Below are 12,869 nucleotides of genomic sequence, written 5' to 3'. Positions count from 1 at the left end.
AAGGTACGGGCCGTAAGTTTTTCATCAGAAGCGTTGGGCTTGCGATCAGTCCTGCTCGACGCCGAGGCTGATGCCGCGTGAGGCGAGCCAGGGGAGGGGATCGATCTTGTTCTCGCCGGCGAGATGAACCTCGAAGTGAAGGTGCGGGCCGGTGGAGAAGCCGCGGTTGCCGACAGTGGCGATCTGGTCGCCGGCCATGACCTGCTGACCGACCGTGACGGTGGACGTGTCGATGTGGCCGTAGACGGTGATCGTTCCGTCTGCGTGCTGTAGGCGTACCCACATGCCGAACCCGGAAGCCGGACCTGAATCGATGACCTTGCCGTCGGCGACGGCGACGATGGGCGTCCCGATCGGGGCGGCGATGTCGACGCCGGCGTGCAGGGTGCCCCAGCGGGTGCCGAAATTGGACGTGAACGTGCCCACTGCCGGCAGGACGAACAGCGGGCGACGGGCAGCGGCTTCGCGTGCTGCGCGCTCGTCACTGAAACGCTGGCCCTTGGCAAGCAGGTTGCTGAACTGGGAGAGGTCGGTCGGCGCTGCGACGTTGAGGACCTGCGGAGCGTCGGCCTCGGTGGTGGCCGGAGCGAACTGAGCGGCCTGCGGTTCTGCGGTGGTACCGATCGCGGAGGACTCGTTGGCGAGTGCAACTTCCGAGTGGTCGGCGGCAGAAGAGGAACCGTCGTTGACAACTGCCTGGCCCGCGGCGACAACCGCGCCGGCTGCAACTGCCAGAACGGCGGCGCGGCCCTTGAGAGCGGAGGGAGGGGTGGGGAGTCGGTGAGCACCGCTGCGGCGAACCGGAGATTCGACATCGACTGTCGGTGCGGAGGAGGCGTAAGTGGGGGTGCTGATCACGTCGGACTCGACGAACTCGTGAGAGTCGGAATCTGACGACGTGGAGGATGAATTTCGAGTGAACATATCGGTAGAGATCTCAGAACTTTTGGTCTCGGTGTAACGCCTGGCCGAGTGCGTTGGATAAGTGGTCGTGACCTCGTCTGGAGCTGAGTTCGAGAACCTACTAGCGGTGAACTGGCTGCGGTGATGCATATGCCGGTTCTCTCCTCGAGTTCGTGATCAGCCCGTGACTTAGACCGACTGACGGTAACGAAATGATTGCGATGGGCGCAAGCCGTAGCGGAAACCTGTCCGATTATGTGACGTGCCTCACAGCTTGACCTGGGAATATGTCGATCCGGGCAAAACGGACGAATCATCTCGTTTCGTGATCGCGCGTGTCACAACCGGATCACCGGTCCGTTCAGGCACTACCGTCGATCGAGTGTCCACAACACCTGGAACTACGTCGCAGGCGCGTATCGACGACCCCGGAGTGAAGTCCGGGGCGCCACTCGCGGCGGTAATCGGACTGCTCGGTGCCGTCGGAGTGGCAGCCAGTCCCGTCGTCGGAGTCGGGAGTGGCCGCGGGGTCGACACGACGGGGGCTCTTGCTTCTGCCGCTCTCTTCGCTGCCGTCTGCACGATCGTCGTGCCGCTGGTTGCGGTGCTCACCTCGGGGCGCAGGCCCGCCTTCGCAGGTGGACTCCTGGCAGGTATCGGCGCGGTGTCCCTCGGCGCGGCGATCCTCGACGTTCAGTTGTTCGTCGACGCAATCGATGCAAACCGCTTGGACCTTTTCCGTCCGATTTCGGCGGGTTCGATCGATGCGGGTCCGGGCGCTTATCTCGCGCTCGCGGGCCACGGACTTCTTGTGGTGTCCGGTGTCCTCGGCTTCATGGTCGTCCATCGTGAATCGGAGCGGGACGGATACGGCAGCGCTCGCGCCGCGGAATTCGACGGGCGATCGGTTGGCGGGCGGATCGGCGGATGGCCGACTGCGCTGCTGATTCTGGCCGCGGTGGTGTTCGTGCTCTCCCTGTTCGGTTCTTCCTTCAGTTCGCAGGATCCGATCTTTCTGGTCAAACCGCTCGTCGACTCGGCGGCGGCCACCGCCGTCGGTACAGGATTGGTCGGCGTCGCGGTACTCGTTGCGGTCGCGGCGGCATTGACGTCCATCTCGCTACCGGTGGGCTGCGGCGCCCTGATCGGTGTCGGTCTCGGCGCACTCGCAGTCAGTGGAACCAGGGTGATGGCTGGGTTCGCGGCCGGCGATCGGATCGGCGTCGGTTCGGGATCGGTGGTCGGGGCACTGGCCGCTGTGGTCATCGCCGTGATCGGAGTTTCAGCTCCCTACCTCGCTTCCAGGCGTGAAACAGATGCGAGTCCCGCTGAAAGTGTGGTTCGCGCACCCGCGAAGACGACAAAGGGTGCGCTGAAAGCGGCGATGGTGGCTCAGTCCCGGGCGGCGCAAGCGCGGGTGAACAGACTTCACCGCGTTGCCGGTACCGCCGCAATCATCACTGCGGCTGTTGCGGGCGTCGGCTCGGCTTTGCCTGTCCTGTCGTTGCCGGATGGAATCCCGGAGCCGTCGATGCTGTCGTCTCGAGTTGTCTTGCTCGCGGCTGCTCTACTGCTGGTCGCCGGTCTGGGCCTGTTCGCCCCGGGCCGCGCCGCGGTGGTGCGGCCGGCCGTCGGCGTGTTGTGGACCACGGTCGTGATGGGAGTCGCCGCTGTCATGCAGTCGGCTGTCATCGCCACGGACGTACCGGGCGTCGGGTTGGGGGCCGGTGCCTTCGTGCTCTGCGGCGCGGCTTTCCTCGCTGCGGCGACGGGACTGCTCGTCTGGCTGGCGGGAAGCGCCGAGCGTGAGGATGTCGACACGTCGGTAGGTGGCGGTTCGAGAGGGCTGGTGCTTCTCGTCGGTGGGATCGGCGCCGTCGCTGTCCTGATCGGAACCGCGCTTCCCCTCTATCAGGGCGACGCCTATACGGCGGCCTCAGTTCTGGAGTGGCCGTGGGGAATTGACGTCTGGGGTCAACTGCTCGTCGGCGTCACCGTCGTGATCGCCGCTGTGATCGCAGCGTCCGCGCGGCCGTCGCGGGGCGCGGCATTGCTGATCGGATCTGCCGTGGCAGCTCTGGTGTACGTCGGTGAGTGGCCACTCACGTCATCGCGCATATCGGACGCAACCGTGGGGGTGGGTGCGATCACAGCGGCCACGGGCATAGTGTTGCTTCTCGTTGCAGCGTTCTCGAGCGCAAGAATCAGTGAGACTGATGCTTGACAAATTCGGTGTGGCCACCTTGCCGAATCGGTGAGGCGTGCCTCATCGAGCAATTGCGCGTGACTTGGGCCACATAGCATCAATGCGGGCGCAAACCGAACGCGGCAACTGGTTAAAGTCCAGAACAGACCCGCTCCTACCCCTCGAGCGGGTGACAACGCAGACGAGACGGTGAGCAGATGGATCTCTTCGAATACCAGGCGAAGGAACTCTTCGCCAAGCACGGAGTGCCGACTTCGGCTGGACGTGTTACAGACACAGTCGCCGGCGCACGCGAGATTGCCGAAGAAATCGGTAAGCCCGTGATGGTGAAGGCACAGGTCAAGGTAGGCGGCCGCGGCAAGGCCGGTGGCGTCAAGTACTCGCCCGACGTGGATGCCGCAGTGGCAAACGCCGAGGCAATCCTGGGCCTGGACATCAAGGGCCATGTCGTCAAGAAGCTGCTGGTCGCAGAGGCAAGTGACATTGCCGAGGAGTACTACATCTCCTTCCTGCTCGACCGCACCAACCGCACCTACCTGGCCATGTGCTCGGTAGAGGGCGGCGTCGAGATCGAGGTCACCGCCGAGGAGAACCCCGACGCTCTCGCCAAGATCCCCGTCGACGCAGTCAAGGGCGTCGACCTCGCGTTCGCGCGCAGCATCGCCGAGGCAGGAAAGCTGCCCGCAGAGGTGCTCGACGCAGCGGCCGTGACGATCCAGAAGCTGTGGGAGGTCTTCATCGGCGAAGACGCACTCCTCGTCGAGGTCAACCCCCTCGTTCGTACGCCTGACGATCAGATCCTCGCCCTCGACGGCAAGGTCACCCTCGACGAGAACGCAGCGTTCCGTCAGCCCGGCCACGAGGCATTCGAGGATCGCGACGCTACCGATCCCCTCGAGCTCAAGGCCAAGGAAAACGACCTCAACTACGTCAAGCTCGACGGTGAGGTCGGAATCATCGGCAACGGCGCAGGCCTGGTCATGTCCACGCTGGACGTCGTCGCATACGCCGGCGAGAACCACGGTGGCGTCAAGCCCGCCAACTTCCTCGACATCGGCGGCGGAGCTTCCGCTGCAGTCATGGCTGCCGGCCTGGATGTCATCCTCAACGATGCACAGGTCAAGAGCGTGTTCGTCAACGTCTTCGGCGGCATCACCGCGTGTGACGCAGTTGCCAACGGCATCGTCGGCGCACTGAAGACCCTGGGTGACGAGGCCAACAAGCCGCTCGTCGTTCGCCTGGACGGAAACAACGTCGAAGAGGGTCGTCGCATCCTCGCCGAGGCCAACCACCCGCTGGTCACGGTCGTCGCAACCATGGACGAGGCCGCCGACAAGGCCGCCGAACTCGCTCACGCAGCGAAGTAAGGGACTCACAGAACAATGGCAATCTTCCTCACCAAGGATTCAAAGGTCATCGTCCAGGGCATCACCGGCGGCGAGGGCACCAAGCACACCGCTCTGATGCTCAAGGCCGGCACCCAGGTCGTCGGCGGCGTCAACGCTCGCAAGGCCGGCACCACGGTCTCGCACGTTGCAGCTGACGGTTCCCCTGTCGAGCTCCCCGTCTTCGCGACGGTCGAAGAGGCAATCAAGGAGACCGGCGCAGACGTCTCCATCGCATTCGTTCCCCCGGCCTTCTCGAAGGACGCCATCGTCGAGGCCATCGACGCGGAGATCCCGCTCCTCGTGGTCATCACCGAGGGCATCCCGGTTCAGGACTCCGCTTACGCTTGGGCGTACAACGAGTCCAAGGGCAAGAAGACTCGCATCATCGGACCGAACTGCCCCGGCATCATCACCCCGGGTGAGGCCCTCGTCGGCATCACGCCCGCCAACATTGCAGGCACCGGCCCCATCGGCCTGGTCTCCAAGTCGGGCACCCTGACCTACCAGATGATGTACGAACTCCGTGACTTCGGCTTCTCCACCGCCATCGGCATCGGCGGCGACCCGGTCATCGGAACCACCCACATCGACGCCATCGAGGCGTTCGAGAAGGATCCCGAGACCAAGGTCATCGTGATGATCGGTGAAATCGGTGGCGACGCCGAAGAGCGTGCAGCCGATTACATCAAGGCCAACGTCACCAAGCCGGTCGTCGGCTACGTGGCAGGCTTCACCGCTCCCGAAGGCAAGACCATGGGCCACGCCGGCGCCATCGTCTCCGGTTCCTCGGGAACGGCTCAGGCCAAGCAGGAAGCTCTCGAAGCTGCAGGCGTGAAGGTCGGCAAGACGCCGTCCGCCACCGCTGCTCTCGCTCGCGAGATTCTTCAGTCCCTGTAAGGGGCTTCGCCCCCGTGCGTGGTTAGGGAGTCTCCGGACTCCTTAACCACGCACAGTGGTATCGACCCACATCGACCCGGCAGGTTCCAACTGCCCCGCACCGGATGTGATGGATGCGACGATCGAATCGAGATCGTCGGCGTCACCGGCGGCGAGCGTCATCACCGCCTTCGATCCATACGTAGTTCCGAGCACCGAGACGCCCCGCGCTCTCAGCTCCGCTTCCACCCGACCGGCCTCTGAGTGCCGGATCGCCAAAGTGCGCAGGACCTTTCTCTCCCTGGCCACAAGCTCGGCCGAATCGAGAGCCACCGAGACCGCTCCCGAATACGCGCGGACCAATCCACCGGCGCCGAGCTTGATTCCGCCGAAATAGCGCGTGACGACAACAATCACATCGACCAGATCTCGAGACTTGAGAACCTGAAGCATCGGCACCCCGGCAGTGCCGCCCGGTTCACCGTCGTCGTGTGCACGCTCGACGCGTGAGTTCGCCTCGTATCCGATCACGAAAGCCGAACAATGATGGCGCGCATCGGGATACAGCGATTTCTGCTCCGCGACGAACTCCGTGGCGGCTTCGGCGTCGTCTACTCGGTGAAGCGCGGCGATGAATCGTGAGTGCTTCACCTCGGTTTCGACGACGTGGTCGGCGCCGGGCGCGAGGGTGAAGGGCATCTGCCCATTGTCTCCTGTCGGTGTTAGCGTGCGAAGTCGAGACACATACGCTGGTAACCATCGAAGACCGTCTACGAGGAGAAGTCATGACGTTCACGCCGCAAGGGCCCAGCTTCGGGCCACCGAATCAGCCGGCAGCGGGCGGTGGAACCAAGAATCTCGGATTCATCCTGCTCATCGCCGTCGCGGCACTCGGCCTGATCAATTTCCTGCTCGGTTTTGCGCCCTTCACGTCGATCAGTGGAAGCAGCAGCGGCATCGGTAGCGGCCTGGATACCAGTTCGAGTTTCTTCGAATCGAGCATCTACGGCCTCGGATTCGTTTTCGCCGGCGGTGTGGTTGCGGGCGTATCGCTCCTCCCGAAGCAGTCGTATGCAGGCATTGCCGCAGCGCTCACCCTCACGGGTTTCTTCGCTTTGGTGTTCGCCGCGTTCTCCGTCGGTACCAGCGACTACGTCGACATCAGCCTCGGTTGGGGCCTGATCATCGTGCTGATCCTCTCGTTCGTGCAGACCGTCGTCGCAGTCGCCGCGTTGTTGTTCGAGATCGGAATTCTGAAGGCGCCCGCGCCCCGACCGGTAGCTCAGCAGTACGGTCAGCAGCAGCCTTACGGCCAGCCCCAGGGCCAGGCGCCGGGGCAGGCGCCAGGTCAGCCACAGGGATACGGACAGGCTCAGTACGGCCAGCCTCAGCAGGCTCAGCAGCCGGGCCAGTACCAGCAGAATCCGCAGTACGGGCAGGCGCAGCAGCAGGGATACGGGGGAGCGCACGCCGCCCCCGTCGACCCGACCGCTTCGCAGCCGCCTTACGGCCAGACTGCGTCTCCCTACGGGCAGAACCCGGTGCAAAATCCCGGACAGACCGACTCGTCGGCCGCGACGACGTCGTCTTACTATCCGCTGACCTCTCAGCCCGGTGGCCAGCCGAACCCGAGTTACTCGTCGGATCAGTTCACCGCTCCACGCGGTTACGGCCAGCCGTACAACCAGCAGCAGACTGGCTCGACCGAGCAGCCGACGGGCTTCGAGCCGCCCACTTTCGAAGCGCCGACGCCGTCTGCGGAACCTGACCAGGGCAGCAGCGATTCCGCGGCCGAGACCAAGGTCTTCGGCTCGCAGAACCCCGACGAGCGTCAGCAGTAGTACTTCTTCGTTTCACGAACATGAATGTGGCCTCCGACCCGCTGCGGGTGGAGGCCACATTCCGTGAGCCCGACGGCGCGCCTGAGTGCGCGGCGCACTGTCGAGTGAAACCCTCGAGGGGATGAGTTCTTTGATTGATGGCACCCGGTCCCGTCCCACGTCCTCACGACCCGGACGTGGTCGTACTGGCAGCGGCCGCGTCGGCGGCGGTCGCCCGGGACCGAACCCGGACCTGGCGCGCAAGCTGCTGACCGTCGCCTTCCGACCGTCGGGCCTGACGATGCTGCTGATCGCGGCTGTCGTCGTGGTCACTTTGGTATCGGCGAGCAGCGATCTGACCGGAACCTTCGGCGCCATTGCCACTACATGGTTGGCCATCCACCAGGTGCCGGCGACTATCAGCGGCGTCCAACTCGGTGTACTGCCACTGCTTCCAACGGCGGTCATGATGTGGGTGGTCGCACGCCGATGCGCGTCGACTGCGGTGCACACCGACTCCCGTGACGACACCCTCCGCCTGGTGGGGGCGGCGGTAGCCGGACCGTTGACTATCACGGCAATCGCTCTCGCCGTTGTCGCCGACGCCTCCGCGGCAATTCCGCTGTCGAGCCCCAACACGTTGGCCGCTTTCGGCTGGGTCGCCGGGATTCACCTGATCGCCGCGTCCGTCGGTGTTGCTGCTGCGCACTGGGATCGCGTCGTCGCCGAGATTCCGCCGTGGGCATCTGCCGCTGTTCGTCCGGCCGCGGCTGCGTCGGCAGCGCTGCTGGCTGCGGGCGCCGTGGCCGTCGTGGTGTCGCTACTCGTGTCGTGGTCGACGGTCGGTGACCTACTCGCACGCGGCAACGGGTTTGTCGGCGTACTGGGATTGACGGTGTTGTCGCTGCTCTACCTGCCGAACCTCGTGGTCGGTGCAGCCGCGGTGATGACGGGATCGACGGCCGATTTCGGAAACGTCTCCATCAGCGTGTTCGGCAACATCGGTGGAGATCTGCCACCCTTGCCCCTTCTCGGAGCGGTTCCGGAAGGCGTCGCCGGCGGAATCTGGCCGGTGCTGTTGATCGTTCCGGCTGCGGTGGGTGTGATGCTCGGCCGTGATTGCGCTCGACGCATCGCCGGGCAGGACAGTGTGCTCGCAGTGCTGACGGCAGCTGCCGGTGCCGGCGTCGTCATGGCTCTGCTTGCCCTTGCTGCGGGGGGAGACCTCGGGCAGTTCGGCACCGTCGAGGTCCTGTGGTGGGGCTTCGGTCTTCTGACTTTCGCGTGGCTGGGATTGTTCGGAACCGTCTCGGCGCTGTTCGCGATGTGGTTCTCACACCGCGGACACATGAAGGACGAGGTTGCGCCGCCGACGGCTGAACCGGCTCGAGAATCCGAGCCCGAACTTGCGATCACGGCCGCGGCCACAACGGATGGCGAGGACGACGAAAACGCCGACGAAGTGCTCGCCCAGGAATCTGCGGTGGTAGTGACCAAGGTCGTCGAAGCCGAAATTGTCGAAGAATCAGGCGAACCCGTGCAGGTAGTGACAGAGGAAACCGTCGAGATCGAAGTAGTCGACGCGGAGGTTGTCGCGGCACCCGAGGCGGACCCCACAGCCGGGGCCGAGCCGGAGACCGACCTGCCCTCGAAGCCGCAGGAGTCCAGCGACTAGGCTGTCATGCGGCCGATACTCCGGCCGCATCATCTTCCAGTTCTCAGGAGTAGTGCGCTGACTGCCTCGGCCGACAATCCGCAGCCGACAATGCCCGACAGGGTCCAATTTCGCGACTCTGTCGCGCGGGTAGTCGTACTCGCTTCCGGCGCGGGAACCCTGCTGACTTCGCTGATCGACGCTTCGCATGCCGAGGGATACCCCGCCGAGATCGTTGCCGTCGGTGTAGATCGTGACTGCCTCGCCGCCGAGCACGCTGCGGATTCGAAGATCCCGTCCTTCAAGGTCTCGATCAAGACCTACGAAAATCGTGCCGCCTGGGACGAGGCGCTGACAGCAGCAGTGGCCGAGTACGAACCCGATCTCGTGGTCAGTGCAGGCTTCATGAAAATCCTCGGCCCCAGCTTTCTCGAGCGTTTCGGCGGCCGAATCATCAACACTCATCCCGCGTTGCTGCCTGCCTTTCCCGGCGCGCACGCGGTTCCCGACGCTCTGGCGTACGGCGTGAAGGTCACCGGTTCCACGGTGCATCTCGTCGACGGCGGAGTTGATACCGGGCCGATCTTGGCGCAGGAAGCTGTGCCGGTGCATGACGACGACACCGAGTCTTCGTTGCATGAACGCATCAAAATTGTGGAGCGACGGTTGTTGGCGGACGTCATCGCCGCTGTTGCTACGCGCGGAGTGGTTTCCGATGGACGAAAGGCCGTGATCCCCAGTGAGTGAACGCAAGGCTGTGCGCCGTGCACTTGTCAGCGTCTACGACAAGAGTGGTCTGATCGAGCTGGCCACGGGCCTGCACGAGGCCGGTGTCGAGTTGGTCTCGACCGGTTCGACCGCGTCGAAGATCGCCGACGCCGGAATCCCCGTGACCCCGGTCGAGGCTCTGACCGGATTCCCGGAATGCCTCGAAGGCCGTGTGAAGACGCTGCATCCGCGCGTCCACGCCGGCGTTCTCGCCGATACCCGCAAGCCGGATCACCTCGCTCAGCTCGAGGAACTCGGCATCGCGACCTTCGAATTGGTTGTCGTGAACCTGTACCCCTTCACCGAGACGGTTGCCTCGGGCGCTAGCCCGGACGAGTGCGTCGAGCAGATCGACATCGGCGGCCCGTCGATGGTGCGTGCTGCAGCCAAGAACCATCCGTCGGTTGCCGTCGTGGTCGATCCGGCTCGGTACGCCGACGTCCTGACTGCCGTTGCCGGTGGCGGATTCACCTTGCGTGAGCGCACTGTGCTTGCAGCGCAGGCTTTCCAGCACACTGCGTCGTACGACGTCGCGGTTGCGAGCTGGATGACGAGCACGATCGCCGCTGACGAGGACGGTTCGCTGTTCCCGGCCTGGGTCGGTGCGACCTGGAACCGCAGCGCTGTTCTTCGCTACGGCGAGAACCCGCACCAGGACGCTGCGCTGTACGAAAACCCGGCTGCGCCTGCAGGTTTGGCTCAGGCGGAGCAGTTGCACGGCAAGGAGATGTCGTACAACAACTACACGGACTCCGACGCAGCGTGGCGCGCAGCGTACGACTTCACTGATCCGGCCGTCGCAATCATCAAGCACGCCAACCCGTGTGGCATCGCCATCGGCACCGACATCGCCGACGCCCACCGCAAGGCGCATGCATGCGATCCGGTCAGTGCTTTCGGTGGTGTGATCGCTGCCAACCGCGAGGTCACCGTCGAACTGGCCGAGCAGATCGCCGACATCTTCACCGAGGTCGTCATCGCGCCCTCGTACGAAGACGGAGCTGTCGAGGTTCTGCAGCGTAAGAAGAACATTCGTGTTCTGAAGGCAGCCGCTCCGACCGCTACCGGAATCGAACTGCGTCCGATCTCCGGCGGTACCTTGCTCCAGCAGCGCGACGTTCTGGACGCTGACGGCGACAACCCGGCCAACTGGACCCTCGCCAACGGTGAGGCTGCCGATGCCGAGACTCTCGCTGACCTCGAATTTGCTTGGCGCGCCAGCCGTTCGGTGAAGTCCAACGCGATCCTGCTGGCCTCCGGCGGCGCGTCCGTCGGCGTCGGTATGGGCCAGGTCAACCGCGTCGATGCAGCGCATCTGGCTGTTCAGCGAGCCGGTGACCGCGTCGTAGGTTCGGTTGCAGCTTCGGACGCGTTCTTCCCGTTCCCTGACGGTCTGCAGGTGCTGCTCAATGCCGGCGTCAAGGCTGTTGTGCAGCCGGGTGGTTCGGTTCGCGACAACGAAGTGATTGCCGCAGCCAAGGAAGCCGGTGTCACTCTCTATCTGACCGGTGCGCGCCACTTCGCGCACTGACTCCTGCGTCGGTAGCGGGCCTCGACTCCTCAACGGGAGTTCGGGGCCCGTTCTGCATTCAGTCCGCCCGGGTCTTTCAGGCGGCGCTGCTGTGGGTGCCCTGGAGTTCGCGCGGTGAGCCGGTGATGACGACGCGTGAGGCTCCGCGACTGCGGATCTCGCTGATCAATGCGCCGAGGGTAGCTTCGTGGGCCGCATCGGAGTGTGAAAGATCCAGGGTGACGGCGTATCCGGTGAGGTCACCGGGCAGATCGACATACGGCGGCGCGATGGACAGTTGGTTGACTCGAAGTTTCATGTGGTGCTCCTGCGTGTGAAAGGTAAAAGAAAAGGCACCCGAGGCGTTTGCCCTGGGTGCCCGAGAACGAATCCGGTGAAACTGGGGATCATTCTCGGGGTACACCGCGCTTGTTGCCCATGTGCTTGGCCGACATTGCGGCCGAAAAAATGTGCTTGTCTGCGGTGCAGCTGCGCCACGAAGGTACGGATACGACGTGCGGGTGTAGCGACATGATGTCCGTTCCTTTCTGTGTGGCGTTGCTGGTTAATGGATGACCGTACAGCACGGATCGAGGGTTCGCACCAATAAAAAGCGCCGCGAACGTAAACTCCGGGTGACTTCTGTCCCCAGGTTCGCTGGATTGAAAGAGTCTTCATTGCAGGTCAGGCGTAGAAAGCAGAATTCCCTCCGCGATGGTTCGCGGAGGGAACTTTCTACCTGAAAAAGAGGACGTTCGGTCTGTACGTGATCAGGAGAACGAGCGGACCCACGCTGTGAAGGGCTCCGAGAACTCTGCCGAGTACGGAAGCGGCGCGACGTAGTCGGCCCCGGTGGACTGTTCGTCGCCGATGTCCTTGAGTACGAAGTTGGCGTTGCGCATCCGCACGGAAGTCAGCGCTGTATGTGAGAGCGCGGCGTCGAGTGCCGCGACATCGGCGGGAATGACTTGGATGTCTTTGTCCGAGCAGCTCGTGAGAACGGGCATGCCCGCCGGTAGCGCCGCCACGAGCGCAACCGGGTCCAATGCGTCTTCCTCGGCGAGTGCCTTGGCGTTGGCGTGTACGAGTCCCGCATTCTGCAGCGGCTCGGGCAGGTCATCCGGAACAGTGCCCTCGGATCGCAGCGACTCGACGGCATCGGCGAGCGCGACGCGCAGTTCGTCAGCCAGTTCGACCGGCAACTGACCGGCGCCGACGACCGCATCGAGCTGGCGGTGAATCTGCGTCGTGAGTAGATCGAGAAGTCTGACGCTCAGTGGCTCGAGCAGTGCGAGGGCACTGACTCTGGCGCCCTCCTTCGCGGTGGCGAGAGCCAGTGCGACTACGGCGCCGTCGCTGTGTCCGACCACGAACAAGCGCTCGGGATCGACACCGGGTTGCCCGGCGAGGTAGTCCAGTCCGTCGGAGGCGGCGTCGACAAAAGTGTTGAAGCCGAGATCGGCGATGTCCTCGATGTCGTAGTCACCGAGGGCGGTTTCGCCACTGCCGAGCTTGTCGTAACGCAGGCTTGAAATCCCTTGTTTTTCAAGAAGATCCGCGATGAACCGCAGAGTTCCGATGTCGCCTTCGAGGAGGGCGCTGTCGCCGTTGCGATCGGTGGGGCCGCTGCCGGCCAGAATCAGCGCGGCCGGGGCAGGGGCGTCGGGTGAGGCGGCCAGGCGAAGACTCCCGTACAGGGTGACGTCGCCGGATTGGAACGAGATCTCGGTGTCGGACATGACGA

The 12,869-nt window shown here is 64.2% G+C and carries 11 protein-coding genes; 7 read left to right on the top strand and 4 right to left on the bottom strand.

What is annotated here, in order from left to right; translation table 11 throughout:
• Nucleotides 1–45: 45 nt before the first annotated feature.
• On the bottom strand, nucleotides 46–1,053 hold the full coding sequence (locus RhoBH5_RS07390; RefSeq protein ID WP_270008113.1) for a M23 family metallopeptidase: 1,008 nt from the start codon (nucleotides 1,051–1,053) through the stop codon (nucleotides 46–48).
• Between the two features lie 232 nt (nucleotides 1,054–1,285).
• Between RhoBH5_RS07390 and RhoBH5_RS07385 the strand changes: the two genes are divergently transcribed.
• The 3 genes from RhoBH5_RS07385 (at nucleotide 1,286) to sucD (ending at nucleotide 5,394) form a co-directional block, all read left to right on the top strand.
• Entirely contained in the window at nucleotides 1,286–3,127 is a 1,842-nt protein-coding gene (locus tag RhoBH5_RS07385; RefSeq protein ID WP_256670045.1) for a hypothetical protein, read from the top strand.
• A gap of 179 nt (nucleotides 3,128–3,306) precedes the next feature.
• Nucleotides 3,307–4,476, top strand: coding sequence for an ADP-forming succinate--CoA ligase subunit beta (sucC, locus tag RhoBH5_RS07380; RefSeq protein WP_003946426.1), 1,170 nt, complete (start codon nucleotides 3,307–3,309; stop codon nucleotides 4,474–4,476).
• A gap of 15 nt (nucleotides 4,477–4,491) precedes the next feature.
• Entirely contained in the window at nucleotides 4,492–5,394 is a 903-nt protein-coding gene (gene sucD / locus RhoBH5_RS07375) for a succinate--CoA ligase subunit alpha (RefSeq protein ID WP_003946432.1), read from the top strand.
• 42 nt (nucleotides 5,395–5,436) lie between these two features.
• Here sucD and RhoBH5_RS07370 read toward each other — a convergent pair whose 3' ends face one another.
• Nucleotides 5,437–6,072, bottom strand: coding sequence for an IMPACT family protein (locus tag RhoBH5_RS07370; protein WP_003946418.1), 636 nt, complete (start codon nucleotides 6,070–6,072; stop codon nucleotides 5,437–5,439).
• Nucleotides 6,073–6,158: 86 nt separating this feature from the next.
• Between RhoBH5_RS07370 and RhoBH5_RS07365 the strand changes: the two genes are divergently transcribed.
• From RhoBH5_RS07365 to purH, 4 genes are all read left to right on the top strand, one after another.
• Nucleotides 6,159–7,214 (top strand): DUF5336 domain-containing protein, encoded by a 1,056-nt coding sequence (locus RhoBH5_RS07365; protein ID WP_042921326.1) that lies wholly within the window; start codon nucleotides 6,159–6,161, stop codon nucleotides 7,212–7,214.
• A gap of 121 nt (nucleotides 7,215–7,335) precedes the next feature.
• Nucleotides 7,336–8,868 (top strand): cell division protein PerM, encoded by a 1,533-nt coding sequence (locus tag RhoBH5_RS07360; protein WP_270008112.1) that lies wholly within the window; start codon nucleotides 7,336–7,338, stop codon nucleotides 8,866–8,868.
• Between the two features lie 6 nt (nucleotides 8,869–8,874).
• Nucleotides 8,875–9,594 (top strand): phosphoribosylglycinamide formyltransferase, encoded by a 720-nt coding sequence (gene purN, locus RhoBH5_RS07355; protein WP_030534875.1) that lies wholly within the window; start codon nucleotides 8,875–8,877, stop codon nucleotides 9,592–9,594.
• Complete coding sequence (gene purH, locus RhoBH5_RS07350) at nucleotides 9,587–11,146, top strand: bifunctional phosphoribosylaminoimidazolecarboxamide formyltransferase/IMP cyclohydrolase (protein WP_003946407.1); 1,560 nt, start codon at nucleotides 9,587–9,589, stop codon at nucleotides 11,144–11,146. The genes purN and purH overlap by 8 nt, the downstream gene beginning before the upstream one ends.
• Before the next feature lie 76 nt (nucleotides 11,147–11,222).
• Here the strand turns inward: purH and RhoBH5_RS07345 are convergent, their stop codons facing one another.
• Both RhoBH5_RS07345 and RhoBH5_RS07340 read right to left on the bottom strand, forming a co-directional pair.
• On the bottom strand, nucleotides 11,223–11,444 hold the full coding sequence (locus RhoBH5_RS07345; protein ID WP_003946391.1) for a hypothetical protein: 222 nt from the start codon (nucleotides 11,442–11,444) through the stop codon (nucleotides 11,223–11,225).
• Nucleotides 11,445–11,895: 451 nt separating this feature from the next.
• Entirely contained in the window at nucleotides 11,896–12,864 is a 969-nt protein-coding gene (locus tag RhoBH5_RS07340; protein WP_003946348.1) for an alpha/beta hydrolase family protein, read from the bottom strand.
• Nucleotides 12,865–12,869: the final 5 nt, after the last annotated feature.

Origin of the sequence: Rhodococcus sp. BH5, assembly GCF_027583855.1 — a bacterium.
Lineage (GTDB): Bacteria > Actinomycetota > Actinomycetes > Mycobacteriales > Mycobacteriaceae > Rhodococcus_F > Rhodococcus_F qingshengii.
This window is presented reverse-complemented; position numbering and strand designations above follow the sequence as displayed.

What these genes read in the sequence shown, in the direction of transcription:
- RhoBH5_RS07390 (WP_270008113.1), bottom strand. Translation starts at nt 1,053, where the DNA reads ATGCATCACCGCAGCCAGTTCACCGCTAGTAGGTTCTCGAACTCAGCT.
- sucC (WP_003946426.1), top strand. Translation starts at nt 3,307, where the DNA reads ATGGATCTCTTCGAATACCAGGCGAAGGAACTCTTCGCCAAGCACGGA.
- sucD (WP_003946432.1), top strand. Translation starts at nt 4,492, where the DNA reads ATGGCAATCTTCCTCACCAAGGATTCAAAGGTCATCGTCCAGGGCATC.
- RhoBH5_RS07370 (WP_003946418.1), bottom strand. Translation starts at nt 6,072, where the DNA reads ATGCCCTTCACCCTCGCGCCCGGCGCCGACCACGTCGTCGAAACCGAG.
- RhoBH5_RS07365 (WP_042921326.1), top strand. Translation starts at nt 6,159, where the DNA reads ATGACGTTCACGCCGCAAGGGCCCAGCTTCGGGCCACCGAATCAGCCG.
- RhoBH5_RS07360 (WP_270008112.1), top strand. Translation starts at nt 7,336, where the DNA reads ATGAGTTCTTTGATTGATGGCACCCGGTCCCGTCCCACGTCCTCACGA.
- purN (WP_030534875.1), top strand. Translation starts at nt 8,875, where the DNA reads ATGCGGCCGATACTCCGGCCGCATCATCTTCCAGTTCTCAGGAGTAGT.
- RhoBH5_RS07345 (WP_003946391.1), bottom strand. Translation starts at nt 11,444, where the DNA reads ATGAAACTTCGAGTCAACCAACTGTCCATCGCGCCGCCGTATGTCGAT.
- RhoBH5_RS07340 (WP_003946348.1), bottom strand. Translation starts at nt 12,864, where the DNA reads ATGTCCGACACCGAGATCTCGTTCCAATCCGGCGACGTCACCCTGTAC.